The following is a 14,754-nucleotide window of genomic DNA, read 5'->3' as shown; positions in this document are numbered from 1 at the left end:
ATAATTCTTCTTGTGGAACAGGCATCCTGCCTTTTCCAGACTTGCTTTTGAGGAGATATCTGTGGGAGGGCATCAAGAAACCGGGTTGACCAACCAGTATTCTGCCCTCTGGAGGGAGAATACTGGTTCGTCAACCCGGATGGTAAGTATTTATACCTTCAAAGGTCTCGTTAAGCCGACTCCCAAATTCCTCGAATTCTGTCCGGCAAAAAGCCAGCTATTTCCTGAATTCGCTCCTGGGACAGCTCATCCTTCGTTGCCGAAAATACAGCCGCGATCGCAGTTTCCGGTTTTACTCCCGAAGGAAGTGAGCCTTCTAGTTCCACCCTCCGTGCAAACAAATTGCCATCGATCCCCAAAGGTGCAGGCGCGCCGGTCAAAGGTTGACGCACCAGGCTGAGCAATCCCACCAGCGGATTCGTATCTTTCCAGAGGTCTGCTATTTCTTGTTGCAGGGTTTTGTCATCCGTAGGCAAAACTTCTTTGTGCAATTCAGATTCCACGTGCTCGATGGCTTCTTTTGTCATCACATCGCGCATGATCCGGTACACTACTTCGGTAATGTCGCGGGCATCAAAAATATCCTCCAAGTGACCTTTTACCATCACTTTTTCCAAAAACGGCATATCCTTAGAAGCGATCGGAACTGCCGATCCTTCCTGGTGGAGCGACATCGGAGGATTCGTCTCCATTTTGTGTAACAGTTTGCGGCCTTTTTCTGTTAACTCCGCTTCTTGAAATGCCACTAAAGGCGGCAATAACTCAGCTCCTCCATAAGGCTCGCCACTAAACTGAGCTTTGATAAATTCCCTTTGGTTGAGGTAGTCCAAATGACCCAGCAATTCCGCTTCTGCCACCTGGTGACCGACATATTCTTCGGCTGCGTTCCTAATTTCTGACTCTCCCCTGCCGTTGCCGCTGCCAATCTTTTTTAGCAAAATATAAGTCAGGTCGTCTCTGATTGGAATTGTCATTAAAACCTCCTAGGTTAATCTCCGGTAAAGCTCATGTAAAAAATTTTTTTTACTGGCTTAAATAGTGATTATTACTACTTAAAAGTATTGAAGTCTAAAGTAGAGTAATCAAGTATCTCTCAGCAGGTGTAAGTTATTCAAATAAAGTAGCGGTTAGAATCTTCCTTTAGGTAGATCCAGGTAGGAGAACCCATGTCTAATGTGGTTAATATCCTAAGAAGCTGTCGCCACTTTTCAATGCTATTAAGCGAAGATGCTTTATTGGTAAGAGTTTTCGTATTTATTGCGTATTTTTACCAAGGCTGACGCACCAGAGGGCCTCAGTTGGTAATTGCCCCTGGGAGAGGTAGAATTAAGCAGATGCTATGGGGTTAATCAACTGCAGTCGTTTTGCCCGCAGCTTGTAGCGATATTGTATCGGGTTAGACCAAAAACTGGTCGTGGGAAAGCTACAAATACGAGCCAATCTGTTTCAAGTGCCGCAGCGCCACTTGAAGAATGCCTCGGGTACAAATTTCTCGATCGTTTCGATCGGCATTTATGAACTACCCTCATTGGAACAATAAATTGGAATCCTCGTCTTTTATGAGCGGTCAACCCCCGGTTGACAAGCGTCCTTTAGTGTTGGCGGTAGACGACAATCAGGACAACTTAGAGCTGCTGACACAAATACTCGATTTATTCGGCTGCGAGTGTGTGGGAGCAGTTGACGGCTACGCAGCTCTTTCAGCAGCAGTCGATAGACAGCCCGACCTAATCGTACTCGACATTTGCCTGCCGGATATAGACGGTATGGAAGTAGTAAAGCGCGTCCAACAAAACCCCGAAATCAGACATATTCCGATTGTTGCTGTCACAGCACTAGCAAAACCAGAAGACCGCGCTCAAATTCTCGAAGCCGGCTGCGTGGAATACCTTTCTAAACCTTTTAACATCAAAGATTTAGAAAGAGTTATCCGCCAGCACCTCAACTCTCCACTGGTTTTGGTTGAGTTTTAGATTTATAATTAGAATCACGAACTTGAGGTGCAGAGTCCAAAATTGCGATCGTTCCAGTGCGGCCTGTCTCCAAGGTCGCATCGCGGAGCAAATCAGTAACTCCCACGCCCAAAACCTTTTGGATTAATTCTTTCAGTGGCAATTCCATAAGAGATTCTAATTGTGTTCGCACCTGCAAAGCCAAGTCTTGCTGACCGTTCTGAGCTAAAAGTTTTTCTGGTTGGGTAAGCCCATTTTCGACAATAATTATCAATTTGTTATCCAAAAGATTGCAGAGCGCATGACTCGTTGGGTGTCCGAGTTGAGAGCGGTACAAAGCTTGAATTCCCTGCGAAAGAGTCCGTTCTAATTTACCGCGAGTAGGTTCTAAGGTTTCCACTGTCATATTTTTTATTGACACCATGATAGATAAAAAATCCTGTTAGCAGCAGTTAACAGTTAACAGTTAACTGTTAACTGCTGCTAAGGAATGAGAATTAAATAACTTGCATTTTTTGTATGTAGGTTGGGCCCGTGGAACGAAACCCAACAATTCCCGCGTGGGGTTGGGTTTCGTTCCACGGGCCCAACCTACGGAAGTTATTTAATCCACGAGCCTAACTGTTAGAAATAACCGTCGCGTTAGCCGACAGTAACTTGATTAGTTTCCACCCCAGTTGCACCCTTAACGCCTTTAGCAATTGTCACCAATTTGTTGACAATTTCCTGACTGGGAACTGTACCTTTGAGAACCACAGTAGAGCCAAGTTGAGCCACATAAACAGTCTCAATATCCGCAACATCGGGATTTGCATCGAAAGCTTGAGCCACCCGTTTAGCTAAACCGCTTTGATCGTATTCTCCGTTCAAGCCCATGCGTTCCGGCGGGATTGTCTGAGCGCTCGCAGCAGGTTGAGCTTGAGCTTGAGCTTGAGCTACAGGTGCTTGGTAAGCAGGAGCGTCAACCGTTTCTTGATTTTCTTTTTTCTCTAAACCAAACAATCTTTTTAACCAGCCCATAGAGTTTTTCCTCCGAAAAAGTTTGTGTTAATTGACCTGTTAATTGACCTGTTAATTCACGGTTGGCAAGTCGCCCTGTAATTGTTATTCTCAATACCAGGAATTACGATCGCACTATTGGATGCAGAAACCGAGTTTTTTACAAAAAAGTATCGTTACAGCCATCCACCTAGGTAGAAAAACCCAGTTTGTTGAGTTGGGTGCGCCCATCCTAAATACAATTTACAGTTCTACAACTTCGCAGATCATCTGCCTGGAGACATAATTCTCCGGCTCTCAAACAAATACTTGCGCTGACCATTCCGGCAAATCAAACTTAAACCCTTCTTCTCCAACTTCTACTATTTTGTTACACATCCACTCGTACCAAGTTACCGCAGCCGGAAACTTAGGAATACTGTTACTAGATAGATAAGTATCCGAAAAATTAGCGACAACTACTGCTCGCGTTCCCTCATCGCTCCAGCAGTAGTAAGCCAGCACTTTGGATTCGGGATTTTCGTGGATGAATTCAATATTTTTGGTATAAAGTGCAGGCAAATATAGCCGCAGCCGAATCACCTGTTTGTAGTATTCCAAAAACTCATGATTGGGCGGATTTTTCAACAAATACCATTGCAGTTTATGCGGCTGGTTGGGAGTTTGCCGAAGCGATGAGTTCGGGAATTTCGGGAATGTGTTCTGCTATGTTCTAGAATGGCTTGTCGCCGGCGGTTTTTTTCGCTTCACGAGTTATCCAGTGTAATAAATTTCGATATGATATTCTTGACTCGAGAAATTAACAACATCGCCGATGAATTTCCAAGCGAGACGAGTGCCTAGTTTTGGGTCGAAATTTTCGTAGTTAAACTCCGGGCCCCAGTAGTTAGCCGGATATTCGGGATAGTGTTTGTCGCGGTAGTACCAATAATTGCGATGATTAGCAATCAGGGACAATCTTCATCGCAGTGGGTGTAAATCCCGTCCCGAATTACCCGAATGCCCCGTCCTTTCTTGTTGAGAGCGAAGAGTTTGAATTGAATTGCAGCGGCCATGAATAGCTTGTTTGCAGAACTTATAAGTTTGATTAAGGATCGCGAATTAAATAACTTATAGCGGTTCTCAGAAAGATTCGCGGACGTAGTTGGGATGCGAGCCCTATACGTTTAAGCGGTTATACAAGCTGTCAATCATACCTCATCTTTTTGAGAAAGGCTATACAATTTTAATTGTTATTGTGGGATGGGCGTCCTGCCCGCCCTAAATATACAATTTAAATGCGTGGCGACTTAGTATTGATTTTTACAATTTTGCAAATCTGCCGCCATCGTTCTTAAGAGTTAAAGCTGTAACTCTTATGTTGTAAGGTACTTGGGGCGCACCCGGAGGATTTAGTAGTGCGAACCCTAGCGATTGAGTAAGGTGCGCTCCAAGGCACCCGGAAACCTGATTTTAATCAAAAATGTAGTTAAAGTAACTAAAAATTATTAAGCGCTGTTTACGAACAATAGTCGGGAGTGTTTTTAGTTAGCAGTCTGAAACCTTAGATTTTCGGTTGGTAGCGAACTTGCCGCAGATCCTTGAAACCCTTATTCTACGGTTTGCTATCAAAAACTGTCCGAAGTATTGTATGAAAAGTAATTTAACTTTTGATAACTAGATAAATCGCCGTCAATATTTAACATTTGTAACTAAAGAAACATTTTTTATCCTACAGGGGTAATACCGTAGAAAGATGTCATTTTATGCGGAAATAGCGACGATGAGCTTGTAATTGTAAATCAAGGGAAACCAGAAAGATGAATCCTTTATTCAACTGGTTTTTCCCGCGACTTTAAGTCAAGTTTGAGCCGAGAAGAGCAATGATTATTTTTGCTTATATCTGGGCAGCACTTGTTTTATAGTTTTTGACTAGCAAATTTTGTAGAACCTTTCATCAGCTTTAACGACTGCTGCTACCTCAGTAATTGGTAATCGGTGAAAATCTCATCCGTCCCTGTTACCCGTTAGATATTCCGAGCAGTGGCTCTAAGGCTCTAAAAGTTTAATGTGGGATGTTGGCGAATTACCGTTACTGTAAAACTCTGGAGTGTTAAAAATGCTAAAACAAATGTGTTGGTTGCCCAGACTCGGAGGCAATGGAGACAAGATATTGCACTTGCGTACCGATGCCGGTCAGGCGTGGCGCCCTTATACAGCTTTTGGGCAGTTCGCTGTATCCGACTACCGGGAACCGGGCGGTTCTAAGGGATGGGCAACATTTCAGAAGCTGAGAACTCAAGGGTGGAATTTAATATCGACTGAAGAAGGGCAGCAGTCGATTTTTGGCGAACAGAAAAGTGCTTAAAAATCCGAAACCGCAGCAATAAAAGAAGAGGTAAAATCCTCTTCTTTTTATTATTTTTGGATACAGAAACTGGGTTTTTAACCATCCTACTTGGTAGAAGGGGTAAGGTGTGCAGTGCTCACCTTACATAATTTTCAGATGTTTGCCAGTTGCCAGTAAATTAGGCGATCGCTGTTTCTCTGTCTGCTGTAGTTGCCACGTTATGGAGCACCGGCTGGCGAGTTTTTAAGTTAAACCGGTATCCGTGGGGGAGGATGTGCAACTTGGCGCCGCAAATCGCTAAAGCTTCATCCTTCAAAAGTCCATCTATATTGTCGTGAAGTTTTTCCGACTCGTCGATGACTGTTACAGCGCTTTCGCCAATGACTTCCAACTCGTCACCGTGGACTAAAATAGCTGTATTTTCGTCAATACCAAATCCCAACACGGCAGGTTGCAGCAAGAGTGCGGAAACTAAGCGTCCCAGACGACCTCGCTGGGCGAAATGCTGGTCGATGACAACTCCTGGAAGGAAACCCATTCCTGGGCCCATTGCTACCACATCAACGCGGGGATTTGTCTCTGAGTCTCCTTCAATAATCATCATGTCTGGCATCATCGCCGCGCCGGCACTGGTGCCGCCAATGATAATCCCTTCAGAGTAGCGCTTGTGCATAGCCGCGTCGAGTTTGGTGTCTTTCAAGCAGCTAATAATCCGCGCTTGATCTCCGCCGGTAAAGAATATGCCGGTGGCTTGTTCGATCGCTTCTAAATAATCTGGATTGTTGGCATCTTCCGGTTTCTGGGTGTCAACAACTCGCACATCTTCAGCGCCAAGTCGCTCAAACACTCGGATGTAATTATCTCCTACTTCTCCCGGCAGGCTCGTGGCAGCAGTCATGATCGCAATGCGGGCTTTAGTGCCTCCGGCGCAACGCAAGAATTCCCGGAGAATTTTGCAGTCCCCCTCTTTGTCTTCCGCGCCACCGATAATTAGCAACTTCCCCTGAATTTCGTTGCTCGCCATATTATCTCTACTTTTAATTTATTAAATTTCACTTAAACACAAAATTCCTTTTTCCGAAAACTGCCAAAAGGTATATATAGATACAAAAAAAGCTCAGACTTCTACCACTTTAGAACGCACACAGCAAGGGTGATATGGAATGAGAATTAAATAAAATCCACTTTTCCTGTTTGTTGTGGGATGGGCGTCCCGCCCGCCCAGAAAGGACGGGCGGGACGCCCATCCCACAAGAAAAAAGGGAAATTATTTAATTGACGATCCTATGGGTGTTTACTCATCCTCGACGATCGACAAAACAAACTTACCCCCCCTAACAGGATATAGGAGGGGTCAAGAGATGAGCTTAAATTACAGGGCCCGCGGCCGCGCGGCGATCGATCCGGTTTCCGATCCGATTCTTCGCTAATCCTCCTCTGATTGCTCGTAGAAATCCGGTTGATGAGCGTAAGTCCTCAATGAGTCCGATCGCCCGTTAGTGCGATCGCTCGATCAAATTGCTCAATATGGTACTCGCGCGTTCTAAAGGGAGGTGTCTGGGTTTGCCGTTCCAGACAATCTGATATTCATTGCTGTTTTGACCATCGCCGTAGCCAGAAATTAGCTTCCGGTGAAAGGCTTCCTCAGCTAAGTGGTGGACTTTTTCTCTGAGAGCAGTTTGTGCGATTTTCATAATTTGCTGCCTCTTAAATTTTCTTTCACTGTCATAAACAATTATAAGTACACTGTGTACCTCTCAAAAGTTATAGCTTTTTTTGCGAGGGAGGAAAGAGGCAGTCATTAGTCATGAATGCTTAGTCATCAATACTTAGTCATGAATGCTTAGTCATCAATACTTAGTCAGATGTTGAAGGAACAAGGAATATTTTCCCACTCTCACCATCTCCCCCTCTCCCCATCTCCCCATGTCTCCCACTCCCCTTTCGGGCAATACTGAAGGCAGAATTGGTCGGAGTATTTGTCTGACTGCTGGAATATCTATGCCCCCAGGTAGTATCGCATCCACCGGCTATAAAGTTACCGTAAAAAGTTAGCTCAAAGGAGGTTAGAAAATGCTGCAAGAAAAAAGCACAGAAACAGCGCGCATCAATGCTCGAAAAACCGATATTTTCGATGTGTTCAACTTCAAACACTATATCGGGCCCAACCCTTATTTAGACACCGCGGCTTTAGTTTTTGATTTAGCGGTGACGGGGGGGAGCGAACCTTTGCCGATCGCACATTACCATACAATTATTAGCGATCGCTACCCGCAACTGCTGCACGAAACTTTCTCGAACCATGCCCAACTGTTCGGTCGTACCGCCTCAGAAGTAGCAAAACTCGACATGGGTTTGCACTTCCAACACTGGAACATCAAGCCATTTTCTTACTTTAACAGAATCAGCATAGAAGCACTTCACGCCCGCACCGCCAGAGCCGTAGTTTACGCAGTTTGGGATTGGTTTGAAGCCATCAATCAAAATCAAGACTTTCCCTTGGAAGCACAAATGGGCGCGCTGCAAAATATGTTCCGGCAGTCAGTTTACGGAGGGCCGACAGTTTATTCGTTAATGCGATCGGCATCCCAAAAAGGCATTCCCGCATTTTATTTGTGGGATGAAGGACTAATGCAATATGGGTACGGTAAAAAACTGGTTCGCGGCTCTGCAACTACTTTTGATTCTGACAGCCATTTAGACTCAGATTTTACCACGCGCAAAGACGATTGTAAAGCTTTTCTCGCTACATTAGGATTTCCTGTTCCCAAAGGCGATATCGTCTCCACAGAAAACGGAGCTCTGGCAGTTGCTAGAGAAATTGGCTACCCAGTTGCTATCAAACCAGTAGTCGGTCATAAAGGAATTGGCGTCACAGCAGATGTCCGAGATGGTGAGGAATTGCAGGCGGCTTTTAAAAGAGCAGTTAAGGCCATTCCCGAAACAGATCCGGTGCGAGTAATTGTGGAAAACAGCATCAAAGGATCGGATTTTAGGCTGCTGTGCGTTGACGGCAAATTTGTTTCGGCAACTGAACGCCGACCCGCTTCGGTAACAGGTGATGGCGACTCAACAATTCGCGAATTGATCCGCCGTGAAAACCGCAAACCAGAACGTTTGGATACGCCTACTTCGGCGATGAGCAAAATTCAGTCCGACGAAGCGATGGAAATGTATCTGGAAGAACAAGGGCTGTCATTAGATAGTGTGCTAAGTCGCGATCGCACGGTGTATCTACGCAAAGTCGCTAATCTTTCCGCAGGCGGCGTCAGCATCGACGCTACCCGCACTATTCACCCGGATAACATTGTTTTGGCTCAAGATATCGCCCTACATTTTCGGTTAACTTGTTTGGGAATTGATGTGGTAACAGAAACTCTCGCCAAATCTTGGAAAACCGGGAATTTTGGGATTATCGAGATCAATGCCGCGCCGGGAATTTTTATGCACCTTAACCCTGCTGTCGGCGAAGGAGTTGATGTACCTTCCCATATTATCGAAACTTTCTTTGAATCTGGAAAATCAGCCAGAATTCCGATTATTACTTTCAACAGAATTTCGGTACATGACATACAAGAAACCATCGACCATATTCTGTTGCAGCATCCCGATTGGACAATCGGTGCTGTTTGTCGCGGTGGACTTTTTGTTAACCGTTCTGAAAAAGTTTTGAATAAGAATTACCATCTGAACTTGCAAAGTTTGCTGCGGAATCCCAAGCTCGATTTGTTAATTGCTGAATATCCCGAAGAAATTTTGGAAGCTGAGGGAATGTTTTATCGGGGCAGCAATATGGTCGTGCTGGACAATCCGGGGGAAACTGAGATGATGTTGGTCAGAGAAAGCACTGATGACGATACTGTTGTGATGAGGGAAGGAAATAGTATTTCTATTCGCCGCCAAGGATTGATCGAACAGTATACTCTGGGGGATGATGAACCCTTTACACGGGTTTATTTGAAGGAAATAGGGACTGTTTTGTAAGCTGTTCCAAATTTAACTTTGCTTTGTAGGGCGGGCCAGGAGTGTCCGCCCTACAAAATTTTAAATAATTTTTCTCGTTCCTGGGTTATTGCGGGACACGAAGTTGGGGAACGCCCAGATTTGAGCTCGCTTCGTTACAGTTGGTTTCAATTCCTCAGTCGTGGATGCACTATTCCTAAGAAACCCGGTTTCTTCTCAGATTTTTCGTTACCAAACCAATATTTTGGTAGAAACCGGGTTTCTGAGGCTAAGTCGTATTTGTGCGATCGTAAGTTTTTAGACAATCTGGTTTCTGCCCTGTCGATCGTGCTATCAAGGACTTTTACAAGTCTTTAAAAAATAGCACTTCGGTGGCAGAAGGTGTGGAAATATGAATTTTGCGAGCAATTTGTTTAATTCGCTGACCGAAAGTTTACTGTCGCACCGTCGCTACATTCCTGCAGCGCTGACTCTTTGCACAGGTACGAGTTTGTCATTGGCAGCCGCAGCCGTTGTGTGGCATGGGGAAAACCAACGAATGCAAGCTGAATTCGATCAGCAAGCCGATCGCCTGAATGTGACTTTGCAGCAAAGCATCAACAAAAATTTAGAAGTTCTGTACTCACTGGAAGCATTCTACAGGGCGTCTACTGAAGTTACCAGAGAAGATTTTAAGCAATTCGCTCAACCTGCCCTTGCCCGAAATGCTGCTATACATTCTGTTAACTGGATTCGGCGCGTGCCTGCTGCCCAAAAAGCAGCTTACGAACGGACAATTCGAGCCGAAGGTTTTCCGGCATTTCAAATTTACGAACGAACTCCTGACAAAAAGCAGGTCAAAGCAAAAGTGCGATCGGAATACTTTCCCATTATTTACAGAGAAGCATTAGAAGAAGATAACAAAGCGATCGGTTTTGATGTTGCCTCCAGCCCGGATCGCAAAACAGCTTTAGAGAAATCGGTGAATACCGGGAAAATAGCTGCTTCCGGGCGGATTAGATTAGTCAGCAACAATCAACCGGGATGGCAAGTATTTCTGCCAGTACCCCGCCCCACAACTTCTGCTGATAACTCGGTCAAGGGCCGCCAAAACCTCATGGGAGTTATTGCGGGTCTGTTTCAGATCACGAGTATGGTCGATTCCTCTTTAGAATCGCTAAATTTAGACAAGATTAATTTTTACCTCTATGACAACTCTGCTATAGAGAAAGAACGCTTTCTGGTGCGCTACGACTCACAAGCTAAGCAGTTGATAGATAACCCAAAACACGAAAAGCCAGAGTTAGCTAATTTGCGGGGAAAAATCTGTCAAAATCCTAGTGCTTGCACTCGCCTATTTAACGTAGCAGACCGCCAGTGGAAGCTGCTAGTTTTGCCTGGAAAGGGGTACAACAGTCTGAGGACACATCAGGGTTCGCTGGCCATTGGGGCGATCGGGCTATTGATGACTGGCAGCTTGACGATTTACCTGTTGATGTCTCTAGAACGTACTGCAAAAGTAGAACAGCAAGTGTACGATCGTACAATTCAACTAAAACAGCGCACCGCTGAACTAGAAACAGCACTAAAAAATTTGCAAGAAGCTCAATTTAAACTAATCCAAACTGAAAAAATGTCCAGCCTGGGGCAGTTGGTGGCTGGAGTTGCCCACGAAATTAACAATCCTGTCAACTTCATCTCTGGCAACCTGATCCATACAGGCGCATATACTAGAGACTTGCTGGAACTTGTGGAAATATACCAGCAGCAATATCCGAACCCAACGCCCGAAGTGCAAGCGAAACTAAAAGATATTGATTTGGAGTTTATCAGTGAAGACTTGCCTAAAATCCTACAATCTATGAATATGGGAGCTGAACGGATCGGCCAGATCGTGCTTTCTCTGCGGAATTTTTCGCGCTTGGATGAAGCCCAAATGAAGTCGGTTAACATTCACCAAGGCATTGACAGCACCTTGATGATTTTGGATAGTCGGCTGAAACCCCAACCTGGTTTTCCGGGCATTAAACTTATCAAAGAATACGGAGATTTGCCATTAGTGGAGTGCTGGGCGGGACAATTAAATCAGGTATTTATGAATATTTTGAGCAATGCTATTGATGTTTTATCTGATGCAGAAAATCAAAAAAGGCTCGAAAATAACGCCTCGAATTCTGCCTTTTTACCTACTATTCGGATTCGCACTGAACTTTTAAGTTCTCATTGTGTATGCGTGCGAATTGCTGATAATGGAACGGGCATGACGGAGAATGTCAAAAAACGTTTGTTCGATCCGTTTTTTACTACCAAGCCTGTAGGCAAAGGTACTGGCTTGGGATTGTCTATCTGCTATCAAATAGTGGAAAAACATCAAGGTTCGCTCAGGTGCGTGTCGGCTCCGGGAGAGGGAACTGAATTCTGGATTGAGGTGCCGGTGCGGCAACAGTCTAAGCAATCTGTTTCTAAGGTTTCACCTGCGGCAGGTGTCAATCGATTTTAGATTTTAGATTTTAGATTTTAGATTGATTTGCGCGAGATAAATTCGGGTGGCAAGTTTCATGGGATACAGGTTTTTTATTTCTGGACGGATGAATCCGGGGCTTGTATCCTGGATGCGGGAATTGTCAATTGGAATTAGCGGAACAAATCTCGCTTCTAGCGGAGTCTTCCTGGGAGCATCTCAATGAAAGCAGCCCAGCTATAAATTGGAGACAGGAGGCAGGAGGGGGCAGGGGCAGGGGGCAGAAGGAAGGAGGAAGAAGGAAGGAGCCAGAAGAAGTGTTTTTACAAATATGAGATGCTCCCTAATTCCTGTTTATAAAACGTAAAATTTCCGCACTTTACTTGGGAAAGTTTCGGATTTCGCACTCTACTTTCAACGGTTAACTGTCAACGGTTAATTGTCAACAGTCAACTGTTATAGTTATTAGCAAACCTGTGCTAATTTCCAGTGGAATATTGCCGAAAAAAATATCTGGGGTTTTACCCGTCGTAACAATTTATAATTGTAGCAAGGCCAGATTACCAATTATTAACTACGATGTCTTTACAATCTATTAGCATACCGCCCACAACGGATCGCAAGCCTGTCGCTTTGATTGTCGCTTTGCATGGATGGGGTGCTAATGCTCGGGATTTGACTTCCTTAGCACCCTTTTTCAATTTGCCGGATTATCAGTTTGTGTTTCCCGATGCCCCCTTTCCCCATCCCCAGGTAATGAGTGGCAAAGCGTGGTATAACCTTCAAACCAAAGACGCTCAGGGATTGGTAGAAAGCCGGCAATTGCTGAGGGAATTTTTGCTGTCTTTGGAAAGCAGCACTGGCGTGCCTTTGTCTCGCACAATTTTAGGCGGCTTTTCTCAAGGCGGAGCGATGACTCTAGATGTGGGATTGACTTTGCCCCTAGCTGGTTTAATTTGTCTGAGCGGTTATTTACACCAGATTTCACCAGTTGCGGGGAGTGTTTTGCCACCTGTTTTAATCGTACACGGTACTCAAGATACTATTGTGCCTGTTAGTGCTGCTGTGCGATCGCGCGAGAATTTGACGGCTTGGGGAGCTCCGGTGCAGTATCGAGAATTTAACATGGGACACGAGATTCTGCCGGAAGTTATAGAGGTAATGCGAAGTTTTGTTGTAGAAACTGTGTCGAAATCTGATTAAAGGTTTAGTATATAGTATGGCGGAAGTCTCGGGCAGGGGAAAAAAATGAAAACTTTAACCAAAGCATCGCGCGATATTGCTGTACTTACTTCTCAGGATGTGGCAGAATTGGCTGTCCGTTTGGAAGTTGACGATTATACAGATCCTTTTGAGGGATTGAATGATTGGCATTTGTTGCGATCGCTTGCCTTTCAGCGGCCGGAGATGGTTGAACCTTATCTCCACCTTCTGGATATGGAAGCCTACGACGAAGCATAGACTGAAAAATCTAGCTTAAAAATTTCGACGGAATTGAGGAAGAAGTTAGCAGCATATTTTGTTGCAGATTAAACAGATGAGTGAGGGATTTTAGTCTGTTTTTATCTTAATTTCTTTCTTGATTCTTTTTTATGAGAAAAAACATACGGTTCGATCGTTCGGACTCGCAGTCAGAACGATAAAACCAATCTGCCAATTATTCAATTCCTCAATTTTTCAATCCTAAAATTCTTAAAATCTAAAATCTAAAATCTAAAATCTAAAATCCTATGATGGGCAGACGAATTTTAATCGGGGTTAGCGGCGGGATTGCGGCTTACAAAGTTTGCGAAGTAGTTTCAACTTTAGCGAAAGCTGGAGCTGAAGTTAAAGCTATTCTTACTGATGCGGCAGGGGAGTTTGTCACGCCTTTGACTTTTGCTACTCTGTGCCGCCATCCTGCTTTTACTGACAAAGATTTTTGGCAAGCAAGTCACGGGCGGCCCCTGCATATTCAACTGGGAGAATGGGCGGAAGTTTTTGTGATTGCTCCCCTGACAGCTAATACTTTGGCTAAGTTGGCGGGGGGTTTTGCTGATAATTTGCTGACTAATACTGTCTTAGCTTCTACTTGCCCAATTTTGCTGGCACCGGCGATGAATACGGATATGTGGGATCAGCCGACGGTTGCCGGTAATTGGCGGGAAGTGTTGAGTTATCGGCGCTATCATGCTGCGAATCCGGGGGCGGGAATGCTGGCGTGCGATCGCGCGGGTGTCGGCCGCATGGCAGAACCTTATGAGATTTTGCCTCATATTGAATCGCTGTTGTATGCGAAGGGCGATCGAGATTTAGCCGGTCTTCGGGTGTTGATTAGCGCCGGAGGAACGCGGGAACACCTCGATCCGGTGCGGTTTATCGGCAATCCTTCCAGCGGCAAAATGGGTATAGCTTTGGCGCAAGCTGCACTGCACCGCGGCGCGACAGTGACGCTGGTACACAGTATAACTGGCGAATTGCCGCTCTCAGGTGTGCGGGCGATCGCAGTTGCGAGTGCAGAAGAAATGCGGCAGGCGATGCTGCAATGCTTTCACGATGCGGATTTGACGGTGATGGCGGCGGCGGTAGCGGATGTGAGACCGGCCGAGCACAGTAGTGAGAAATTGCCGAAGCGATCGCTCCCGAATTGTTTGCCTTTGGCACCGGTAGCGGATATTGTGGCAGAGTTGGGAAATTTGAAACAGCCGCACCAAAAATTAATCGGGTTTGCAGCACAAACTGGGGATCTTGTCAAGCCGGCTTTGGAGAAATTGCGATCGAAGAAACTGGATGTAATTGCCGCAAACCCGATCGATAAAATAGGAGCGGGTTTCGGGACTAATACCAATCAAGCAATATTAATTAATGCCGCCGGCAAGCAAGTAGAAATCGCACCTTGCAGCAAGCTAGAAATGGCTCACCGATTGTTTGATTTTGTGAAGGAGGGGTGAGGGCGATCGAACTGCGATGATGTTACCAATTTCGGATTTTTCGCAGTGGTGGGGGCGGGTTTTTGAGATGGTAGGTTTCTAACATAAATGGTTGGTGAAACCCGCCCCTACGATGGCCTGTAGGGGCGGGTTTTACAAATA

General features: G+C 45.2%; 13 protein-coding genes. 7 read left to right on the top strand and 6 right to left on the bottom strand.

What is annotated here, in order from left to right; translation table 11 throughout:
- Positions 1-170: 170 nt before the first annotated feature.
- Positions 171-974: a DUF2267 domain-containing protein gene (locus QUA50_RS01915; protein ID WP_333260804.1), complete on the bottom strand. Its 804-nt coding sequence runs from the start codon at positions 972-974 to the stop codon at positions 171-173.
- Between the two features lie 498 nt (positions 975-1,472).
- On the opposite strand from QUA50_RS01915, the gene QUA50_RS01910 reads away from it, so the two are divergent.
- Entirely contained in the window at positions 1,473-1,973 is a 501-nt protein-coding gene (locus QUA50_RS01910; RefSeq protein WP_333260807.1) for a response regulator, read from the top strand.
- Here QUA50_RS01910 and QUA50_RS01905 read toward each other — a convergent pair.
- From QUA50_RS01905 to QUA50_RS01895, 3 genes are all read right to left on the bottom strand, one after another.
- Positions 1,942-2,358: a DUF2294 domain-containing protein gene (locus tag QUA50_RS01905; protein WP_333260809.1), complete on the bottom strand. Its 417-nt coding sequence runs from the start codon at positions 2,356-2,358 to the stop codon at positions 1,942-1,944. The two genes, QUA50_RS01910 and QUA50_RS01905, sit on opposite strands and share 32 nt — an antisense overlap.
- 236 nt (positions 2,359-2,594) lie before the next feature.
- A complete protein-coding gene (locus QUA50_RS01900) occupies positions 2,595-2,972 on the bottom strand; it encodes a BON domain-containing protein (RefSeq protein WP_333057018.1) in 378 nt (125 codons plus the stop codon).
- Positions 2,973-3,248: 276 nt separating this feature from the next.
- Positions 3,249-3,581, bottom strand: a complete 333-nt coding sequence (locus QUA50_RS01895) for a hypothetical protein (protein ID WP_333298459.1) — start codon at positions 3,579-3,581, stop codon at positions 3,249-3,251.
- 1,468 nt (positions 3,582-5,049) lie between these two features.
- Between QUA50_RS01895 and QUA50_RS01890 the strand changes: the two genes are divergently transcribed.
- On the top strand, positions 5,050-5,298 hold the full coding sequence (locus QUA50_RS01890) for a hypothetical protein (protein ID WP_333260900.1): 249 nt from the start codon (positions 5,050-5,052) through the stop codon (positions 5,296-5,298).
- A gap of 160 nt (positions 5,299-5,458) precedes the next feature.
- Here the strand turns inward: QUA50_RS01890 and QUA50_RS01885 are convergent, their stop codons facing one another.
- Together QUA50_RS01885 and QUA50_RS01880 are read right to left on the bottom strand one after the other, a co-directional pair.
- On the bottom strand, positions 5,459-6,304 hold the full coding sequence (locus tag QUA50_RS01885; RefSeq protein ID WP_333260815.1) for a cyanophycinase: 846 nt from the start codon (positions 6,302-6,304) through the stop codon (positions 5,459-5,461).
- Positions 6,305-6,776: 472 nt separating this feature from the next.
- A complete protein-coding gene (locus QUA50_RS01880; RefSeq protein ID WP_015175364.1) occupies positions 6,777-6,974 on the bottom strand; it encodes a hypothetical protein in 198 nt (65 codons plus the stop codon).
- A gap of 379 nt (positions 6,975-7,353) precedes the next feature.
- Here QUA50_RS01880 and QUA50_RS01875 point away from each other — a divergent pair, with 379 nt between their 5' ends.
- The 5 genes from QUA50_RS01875 to coaBC all read left to right on the top strand — a co-directional run bounded on the left by QUA50_RS01875 (position 7,354) and on the right by coaBC (position 14,613).
- On the top strand, positions 7,354-9,264 hold the full coding sequence (locus QUA50_RS01875; protein ID WP_333260817.1) for an ATP-binding protein: 1,911 nt from the start codon (positions 7,354-7,356) through the stop codon (positions 9,262-9,264).
- A 370-nt stretch (positions 9,265-9,634) separates the two neighbouring features.
- Complete coding sequence (locus QUA50_RS01870) at positions 9,635-11,722, top strand: CHASE domain-containing protein (RefSeq protein WP_333260820.1); 2,088 nt, start codon at positions 9,635-9,637, stop codon at positions 11,720-11,722.
- Positions 11,723-12,262: 540 nt separating this feature from the next.
- Positions 12,263-12,886 carry an alpha/beta hydrolase gene (locus QUA50_RS01865; protein ID WP_333260823.1) on the top strand — a complete coding sequence of 208 codons (624 nt, stop codon included), beginning with the start codon at positions 12,263-12,265 and terminating at the stop codon, positions 12,884-12,886.
- A 45-nt stretch (positions 12,887-12,931) separates the two neighbouring features.
- On the top strand, positions 12,932-13,144 hold the full coding sequence (gene isiD / locus QUA50_RS01860) for a protein IsiD (protein ID WP_106150386.1): 213 nt from the start codon (positions 12,932-12,934) through the stop codon (positions 13,142-13,144).
- 269 nt (positions 13,145-13,413) lie between these two features.
- Complete coding sequence (gene coaBC, locus QUA50_RS01855; RefSeq protein ID WP_333260826.1) at positions 13,414-14,613, top strand: bifunctional phosphopantothenoylcysteine decarboxylase/phosphopantothenate--cysteine ligase CoaBC; 1,200 nt, start codon at positions 13,414-13,416, stop codon at positions 14,611-14,613.
- Positions 14,614-14,754: the final 141 nt, after the last annotated feature.

The organism is Microcoleus sp. M2_D5, from assembly GCF_036701935.1.
Classification (GTDB): domain Bacteria; phylum Cyanobacteriota; class Cyanobacteriia; order Cyanobacteriales; family Microcoleaceae; genus Microcoleus.
This window is presented reverse-complemented; position numbering and strand designations above follow the sequence as displayed.

Coding starts and splice junctions, on each gene's coding strand:
- QUA50_RS01915 (WP_333260804.1), bottom strand. CDS start 974: ATGACAATTCCAATCAGAGACGACCTGACTTATATTTTGCTAAAAAAG.
- QUA50_RS01870 (WP_333260820.1), top strand. CDS start 9,635: ATGAATTTTGCGAGCAATTTGTTTAATTCGCTGACCGAAAGTTTACTG.
- QUA50_RS01890 (WP_333260900.1), top strand. CDS start 5,050: ATGCTAAAACAAATGTGTTGGTTGCCCAGACTCGGAGGCAATGGAGAC.
- QUA50_RS01880 (WP_015175364.1), bottom strand. CDS start 6,974: ATGAAAATCGCACAAACTGCTCTCAGAGAAAAAGTCCACCACTTAGCT.
- QUA50_RS01910 (WP_333260807.1), top strand. CDS start 1,473: ATGCCTCGGGTACAAATTTCTCGATCGTTTCGATCGGCATTTATGAAC.
- isiD (WP_106150386.1), top strand. CDS start 12,932: ATGAAAACTTTAACCAAAGCATCGCGCGATATTGCTGTACTTACTTCT.
- QUA50_RS01875 (WP_333260817.1), top strand. CDS start 7,354: ATGCTGCAAGAAAAAAGCACAGAAACAGCGCGCATCAATGCTCGAAAA.
- QUA50_RS01900 (WP_333057018.1), bottom strand. CDS start 2,972: ATGGGCTGGTTAAAAAGATTGTTTGGTTTAGAGAAAAAAGAAAATCAA.
- QUA50_RS01885 (WP_333260815.1), bottom strand. CDS start 6,304: ATGGCGAGCAACGAAATTCAGGGGAAGTTGCTAATTATCGGTGGCGCG.
- QUA50_RS01905 (WP_333260809.1), bottom strand. CDS start 2,358: ATGACAGTGGAAACCTTAGAACCTACTCGCGGTAAATTAGAACGGACT.
- coaBC (WP_333260826.1), top strand. CDS start 13,414: ATGATGGGCAGACGAATTTTAATCGGGGTTAGCGGCGGGATTGCGGCT.
- QUA50_RS01865 (WP_333260823.1), top strand. CDS start 12,263: ATGTCTTTACAATCTATTAGCATACCGCCCACAACGGATCGCAAGCCT.